This is a genomic window from Frankia sp. AgKG'84/4 (assembly GCF_023242965.2).
GTDB lineage: Bacteria > Actinomycetota > Actinomycetes > Frankiales > Frankiaceae > Frankia.
The window spans coordinates 1-6,046 of the sequence record NZ_JALKFU020000317.1; the positions used below are offsets into that span (position 1 = coordinate 1).

The following is a 6,046-nucleotide window of genomic DNA, read 5'->3' on the forward strand; positions in this document are numbered from 1 at the left end:
GGCTCGGGTCGGGCCGTCGCCCGCCGCGCCGGGGCGCGGATGGGGTCCAGGTGCTCGAGGGTCCGGTAGACGAAGCAGCCGGGCAGGTCGGCGCCGGGCACCGGCGGGACGAACGGCGCGGAGCCCGTCGCCAGCACGAGCGCGTCGTAGGCGAGGCTCCGCCCGCGGCTCGTGGTCACCGTGCGGGCTTCGCGGTCGATGGCGCCGACGGCCTCGTCGAGATGCAGGACGTAGTCACGGCCGTCGTAACAGCCGTCCGCGACGAGGTCCAGTTCGGCCGCGTCGACGCCGTCGAAGTAGGACGACAGCGCCACCCGGTCGTAGGCGCGGCGCGGTTCCTCGCCGAGCACGGTGACCGTCCAGCGGCGCTCGGTGTCGCGTTCGGCCAGCGCCTCGACGAACCGCTGGCCAACCATGCCATTGCCGACGACGACCAGTCGACCACCGGAATCCGCCCACATCACCGACACCTCTTTCACCCGGATCCGATCTGGTCCGACTCCGTGGACCATGGTGTCGGTGGCCTGTGATCCGGGCCGTTCGTGGGCGTTAACGCGGCGAAAACTAGCTCTCACCGCCGCCGGCGGGACGTTGTGCGTTTCTGGCCGTCGCGACGCGGTAGTGCACCGCGGTGCGCGCTACGCTCCCATCTTCCGGCAACCATAACCGCGATAGTCCTGACGGCGTCGATTTCGGTGCGGCCCGGCCGACGAAAGTGCACCGCGGTTCGCGGTCTGACCCTGCTCTGTGGCGACCATTACCACGAGAGCGAGACCGGGAAAGACGCTCCAGCGCCGCTGCCTTACGGCGCCCGGTTCTCCGCCGCTTCCGGCCCGGCGTGCTGGGAGGCGGCGGCCTGCGGGCGCAGGTCGGCCAGGGTGAGGGGATGGGCCGGCGGGTCGGGCAGAGCTAGGACGGAGCGCACCGTGCCGCCCGGCGCAACGTGGATCAGCTCGCCGGACGCCAACGGCCGCCAGTCGGGATGCTCGTCCATCGGCTCGCTGGCGACGACGACCGCGGGTGCCGCGGCCAGAGCCGGGACGTGCACGCGGGTCGCGCCGGCGGCGTCGCTGTGGTGCAGCGGGCGCCCGCCGTGGCGCCCGCCGGCGGGCCGGCGCAGCAGATGCAGCTCGTTGATCTCCGGGTAGCGCAGCGCCCACAGGTCCGTCGGGGTGATGAGCAGCAGGTTGATGCTGTAGATCGGCAGGTTCGCCGCCACCCAGCGGGTCGCTGCGGTGATGCCCCGCCCGATGTCGCCGCCGGCAGCGTCGATCTCCCGGGAGACCAGGGCGAACAGCCGCTCGGAGTCCGTGTCGCCCGCGACCTGGGACATCGCGTCGCCGAGATGGCGCTCCAGCGCGTCCAGGCCCTCGAGGACCCCGTTGTGGGCGAACAGCCGGCCGTCGTGCAGGAACGGATGGGTGTTGCGCGGCGAGACCTCGCCGGTGGAGGCATGGCGGACGTGGGCGAGAAACGTCCGCGACGACGCCGTGCGGGCCTCGGCGGCGAACCGGCGGTCCTCCCACGCGGCGATCGGTTCCCGGAACAGCTCAGCGCGGCCGTCGGCGTCGAAATACCCGAGACCGGTGCCGTCCGGATTGCGATAGCTCTGCACGTCGAGGCTGTCCGGCGCGTCCAGTAGCCAGAACGTGGCCTGCGTGGTGCGCGGGGCACTGGTGAGTCCGAACAGCCGGCACATCCGCCACGCACCTCCTCCGAGCTGGCCCGCCCTCGCCGTCCGCCACCTGGAGCGATACGGCCAGCGGCGTCACCCTACCTCGACGGCATGGCTCATCACTGACGGTGATTCTCCGTCCGGTGGGTGGCCAGAAGGTGACGGCATGCCCAAATCGCGTTTCGAAAACAGGTGAAACGGGGACGCGGCCCACCGCATACTGGGCCGATGCTTGACGCCCTCAGCGTGCCCCGGCAGGCCGCAGGTGGTGCCCCGGCAAGCCCGGCGGCCTCGACCCGGCCGGAGCTGGTCTGGTATGCCAGCTATGGCTCGAACATGCGGCTGGCCCGCCTCACGTACTACCTGGCCGGCGGCTGCCCGCCGGGGAGTACCCATCATCATCCGGGCTGCCGCGATCAGCGCCCGCCGCGCCGCGCCGCCCCGGTCATGCTCCCCGGCGCCATGTACTTCTCCGGCGAGTCGCGGATCTGGACGGGTGGCGTCGCCTTCTACGACCCGGCCGCGCCCGGCGAGGTCGCCGGGCGGGCCTACCTGATGACCGCCGGCCAGTTCGCCGACGTCGCCGCCCAGGAAATGCACCGCCCGCCGAACCTGGACCTCGACCTGGCCACCGTGCTGCGCACCGGCAGCGCCGCGGTCGGCCCGGGTCGTTACGAGACCCTCGTGCTCGTCGGTCACTGCGACGAGATCCCCGTGCTGACCTTCACCGCGCCGTGGACGATGGCCGACGTCGAGCTGACCGCCCCCTCCGGCGGCTACCTGACCATGCTCGCCGCCGGCCTGCGCGAGGCCCACGGCTGGTCGCCGCGGCGCATCGCGGACTACCTCGCCACCCGCCCCGGCGCCGCCGGCACCTGGCGGCCCGACGCCATCGAGCGCCTGCTCACCGAGGAGCGGACCAGCGACCGCGCCGATGCCGGCCGGGCCTCCTGGGCGCGCTGACCGGTCGGCCCGGAGCGCGCACCGATGCCGGCCGCGGGCCTCACGCGACGGTGCGCCGGGAACCCTCCCCGCCGTCGCCCAGGTTCCAGCTGATGATCCGCCGCGGGTGGATGCGAATTACTTCCGGGCTCATGTGCGCGGCCGGGGGAGTGCGATCGCGCAGCGCTTCGGCCGTGCCGCGGATCTCCACGCCGCGCACCGACCACGGATCCAGCGATGCGATGTCATCGACGACGTAGGCGACCTGCCCGTTGGCGGCGATGTTGTGGAACTTGCGGGTGTTGCCGAGGTCGTACCCGTAGATGCTGATCACCCCGGTGGCGTCATCGACGACGTGGCTGACCGGGCTGTTCTGCAACGTTCCGTCCGGCGCGACGGTCGCGATCCGGCCCAGGCGCTGGGAGTGCAGATACTCGAGTTCGAGCGGCGTGAAGACCATGATGTGCTCCCTGCGGTAGCGGACGGCGGCGGGCGACGTCCCAGACCGTAGAAGATGAAGTCGACTTCAGGTCAACGAGCCCGCCCGCCAGCGCTCGGCGGGCCAGCGGGAATGGTCGAGCTACCCGACCTCGCTGACGCGACCCGTGTCACGGGCCGAGCGCGACAATCCGTTTCGCCTCGTCGAGGATGGCGTCGAAGCCGGCCTCCGGATCGTGCCGGAGCACCTCGGTGGCACGGGCGTGCGCCCGCACCGCGGGGTCGGCATGCGTCATCGCCTCCCGCAGGACCGGCTCGATCACCTCGCCGAGGGCGGCCAGGGCCCGGCTGAGACTCCTGTGCACCGCGCGGTCGCCGCGACCGAGTTGCGCGGCGAGTTCCGCGGCGAGCCCCTTCGTCTCCGTTTCGGGCACGAGGATGACGGCGGCCCGCCACGCGCTTCTCGCGACCTCGTCCTCGGGGTCCCGCAGCAAGGACCGTGTGATCGAGGGCCACGCGGTCCCATCACCGATTTTGGACAGGGTGTGCAGTGCCTGGCTTCGGGCCTGGGCGCGGTCGGAACGCAGCTCCGCGCGTAGTCGGGGCACCGTGATGTCGGCCGGTAGACGGGTCAACGCCCAGGTCAGCATGTCGCGCACGAAGAAATCCGGCTCGATCGCGCATCGTTGCATCAGCGTTTCGAGATAGCCGGGTTCGGGATTCGTGCCGACCGCCAGGGCCGCCTGAAGCCGCGCCGACGGATCCTCGGCACTCAACGCGTCGATCCTCATGAAGTCACCCCTCCTCGTCCTCGGCGGCGCGGGAACGGATGTCCTCCAGGCTGGCCGCCAGCACTGTCCAGACGGCGGAGAGGCTGTCGGCGACATCGTCCCGGCCGCTGATCAGCGCCTCGTCGTCCGGTGACTCCTCGGCCGGGGACACGCTGTCCTGGTCCGGTGGAGTGCGGCGGGCGCGCAGGGCGTTGCGGGCGAGGCGGGCCAGGCCGAGCAGCCGGTGGTCGGTCGCCTCCACGATCAGCGACGAGTCGGTCAGGCGCAGTGACATCGCGTGCCGCCCGGTCACCTCGGGCAGTTCGTCCGAGGTGTCGGTCAGATCGGCGTCGAGCAGGGCGTCGCGGACGGCGGGGACGTCGACGCCCAGGCCCGCGAGGGTCCGGGTCGCCGCGCTGCTCTCGTCGGTGAGCAGGGCGAGCAGCAGATGGTGGGAACCGACCGGATCGTGGCCCGCGTAGTGGGCGGCAGTCAGGATGCCGGCGTTGGCGGCAGCGGTGCGGCGCGGCGCGGCGCCCTCGGGGGCGCCGGGGGTGGCGCTGTCAAGTTTGGCGCTGTCAAGTTTGGCGCTGTCAAGGTTGGCGCTGACGCCCACCTGTCGCGGGCCGCCGGTCGCGGCGGGGACGCCCGCGGCGCGGTCGGCCTTGGCCGCCGTGGCCAGCGAGATCACCCTTAGGCGCAGCGCGTCGACATCCACCGCCGCGTCGCGCAGCAGGGTCACGGCGAGGCCTTCGTTGATCTCCAGCAGGCCGAGTAGGAGGTGCTCCGTCCCGACGTGCTTGGTCCGCAGGGCGAGGGCCTCCCGCAGCGCCTTCTCCAGGACCTTCTTCGCCCGGGGGGTGAAGGGGATGTGGCCCTTCAGGGGCTTCTTGCCGCGGCCGACGGCGGCGAGGACGGCGGCTCGGGCCGTCGAGAGCGTCACGGGGGTCTCCGCGAGGGCGCGCCCGGCGATGCCGTCGGCCTCGTGGAGCAGTCCGAGCAGAAGGTGCTCGGTGCCGATGTAGTTGTGGTCGAGGAGACGGGCCTCCTCCTGGCTGAGGACGACGATCTGGCGGGCAGCGGTGGTGAATCGCTCGAACATGGTCCCACTTCAACGCCTGCTCCAACCCCCGTCAATACCATGCTAATAGTAGGGTGACCGGGGAGGTGGCCGTGACCTGGGACGATCGACTGGATCAGTGGGATGTCGAGCGGGAACTCGCCGCGCAGCTCGAGGACTCCGACTGGGTGACGTTGCAGGAGGCGTCCAGCAGCACCGGGGTCTCCCGCGCGGCGCTGCGAACCTGGTACCGGGCGGACCTGATTCCGTCACGCCTGGTCGACGGGCCGCACGGCCCGCAGCGCCTGGTTCCCCTGGCGATGGTCGCGGCCCGTGCCGAGGAGTCCCCGCGGCTGCGGCGCAGCTGGGAACGCCGCCTCGGTGAGGAGGCGCAGCTCGAACTGCTCCGGCACCGGATCGACGAGCTGGAGGCCCGGGTCGCCGCGTTGGAGCGCCACGACGATCCGAGCCGTGACGGAGGCGGCGACGTGCGCCGCGGAACACCATGATCAGATGCTGGTCTGGGTGGCGGCGTGGGCGGCCCTACCGGCCGTGGTCGTCCAGGGTGCGTAGGACGCCGTCGAGGTCGGCCATTCCCGCCGCGCCCTCCGGGGCGAGCGCGCCCAGGGGTGTCGCGGCGACCCGGTCCCAGACGGTGGCCATCGCCGTGAACAGCTCGGGGGGCAGCCCGGCGGCGTCCTGCGTCGCGGCGATCTCCCGCATCTCGTCGACGTAGCGGCCGGCCTTGCTCGCCGACAATGCCAGGAACCGGCCGAGACCCGGGACACGGTCGGGGAACTCGGCCGTCAGGTCATCGAGGACGGGGGCGAGCACGCCGGCGCGGTGTGCTGAGGCGGTCGCGTGCAGGAACAGTGCCGCAAGGCCCTTGTAGACACTCGCCGTGCTCATCTTGACCGCACTGGCGCTGCCGGGCGGCCCGGGCAGGACGCGGACGTCGAGCCGGGGGTGCTCAAGGCGCGCGATCTCGTCGGCACGCGGACCGGCGAGGTAGACCCGGGTCGGCCGGCGACCCGGCGCCGGGTCGGGCGGGCCGCCGGAGATCGACCCGTCGACGAGGTTCAGGCCGTCGAGGATGGCACCGAGGCGGGTGACGGTGATCGGGGCGATGGCGTTCAGGTCGGCGACCAGCGGGGCGGCGCC

8 protein-coding genes are annotated in these 6,046 nt (G+C 72.3%); 2 read left to right on the plus strand and 6 right to left on the minus strand.

The window, feature by feature from the left end; translation table 11 throughout:
• Positions 1 to 461: FAD-dependent oxidoreductase (locus MXD58_RS17850; protein ID WP_250609608.1), on the minus strand; the 461-nt coding region annotated here is incomplete at its 3' end.
• Positions 462 to 802: 341 nt separating this feature from the next.
• Entirely contained in the window at positions 803 to 1,699 is an 897-nt protein-coding gene (locus tag MXD58_RS17855) for a class II glutamine amidotransferase (protein WP_248837003.1), read from the minus strand.
• A gap of 204 nt (positions 1,700 to 1,903) precedes the next feature.
• On the opposite strand from MXD58_RS17855, the gene MXD58_RS17860 reads away from it, so the two are divergent.
• Positions 1,904 to 2,638 (plus strand): histone deacetylase, encoded by a 735-nt coding sequence (locus MXD58_RS17860; protein WP_248837002.1) that lies wholly within the window; start codon positions 1,904 to 1,906, stop codon positions 2,636 to 2,638.
• Between the two features lie 40 nt (positions 2,639 to 2,678).
• Here the strand turns inward: MXD58_RS17860 and MXD58_RS17865 are convergent, their stop codons facing one another.
• From MXD58_RS17865 to MXD58_RS17875, 3 genes are all read right to left on the minus strand, one after another.
• Positions 2,679 to 3,077, minus strand: a complete 399-nt coding sequence (locus tag MXD58_RS17865; RefSeq protein WP_248837001.1) for a PPOX class F420-dependent oxidoreductase — start codon at positions 3,075 to 3,077, stop codon at positions 2,679 to 2,681.
• 148 nt (positions 3,078 to 3,225) lie between these two features.
• Positions 3,226 to 3,846, minus strand: coding sequence for a HEAT repeat domain-containing protein (locus MXD58_RS17870; protein ID WP_248837000.1), 621 nt, complete (start codon positions 3,844 to 3,846; stop codon positions 3,226 to 3,228).
• Positions 3,847 to 3,850: 4 nt separating this feature from the next.
• Positions 3,851 to 4,927: a Clp protease N-terminal domain-containing protein gene (locus MXD58_RS17875; RefSeq protein ID WP_248836999.1), complete on the minus strand. Its 1,077-nt coding sequence runs from the start codon at positions 4,925 to 4,927 to the stop codon at positions 3,851 to 3,853.
• 71 nt (positions 4,928 to 4,998) lie between these two features.
• On the opposite strand from MXD58_RS17875, the gene MXD58_RS17880 reads away from it, so the two are divergent.
• Positions 4,999 to 5,394: an excisionase gene (locus tag MXD58_RS17880; RefSeq protein ID WP_250609609.1), complete on the plus strand. Its 396-nt coding sequence runs from the start codon at positions 4,999 to 5,001 to the stop codon at positions 5,392 to 5,394.
• A 34-nt stretch (positions 5,395 to 5,428) separates the two neighbouring features.
• Here MXD58_RS17880 and MXD58_RS17885 read toward each other — a convergent pair.
• A partial coding sequence (locus MXD58_RS17885; protein ID WP_250609610.1) for a DUF1932 domain-containing protein occupies positions 5,429 to 6,046 on the minus strand: 618 nt, incomplete at its 5' end.

What these genes read in the sequence shown, in the direction of transcription:
- MXD58_RS17855 (WP_248837003.1), bottom strand. Translation starts at nt 1,699, where the DNA reads ATGTGCCGGCTGTTCGGACTCACCAGTGCCCCGCGCACCACGCAGGCC.
- MXD58_RS17860 (WP_248837002.1), top strand. Translation starts at nt 1,904, where the DNA reads ATGCTTGACGCCCTCAGCGTGCCCCGGCAGGCCGCAGGTGGTGCCCCG.
- MXD58_RS17865 (WP_248837001.1), bottom strand. Translation starts at nt 3,077, where the DNA reads ATGGTCTTCACGCCGCTCGAACTCGAGTATCTGCACTCCCAGCGCCTG.
- MXD58_RS17870 (WP_248837000.1), bottom strand. Translation starts at nt 3,846, where the DNA reads ATGAGGATCGACGCGTTGAGTGCCGAGGATCCGTCGGCGCGGCTTCAG.
- MXD58_RS17875 (WP_248836999.1), bottom strand. Translation starts at nt 4,927, where the DNA reads ATGTTCGAGCGATTCACCACCGCTGCCCGCCAGATCGTCGTCCTCAGC.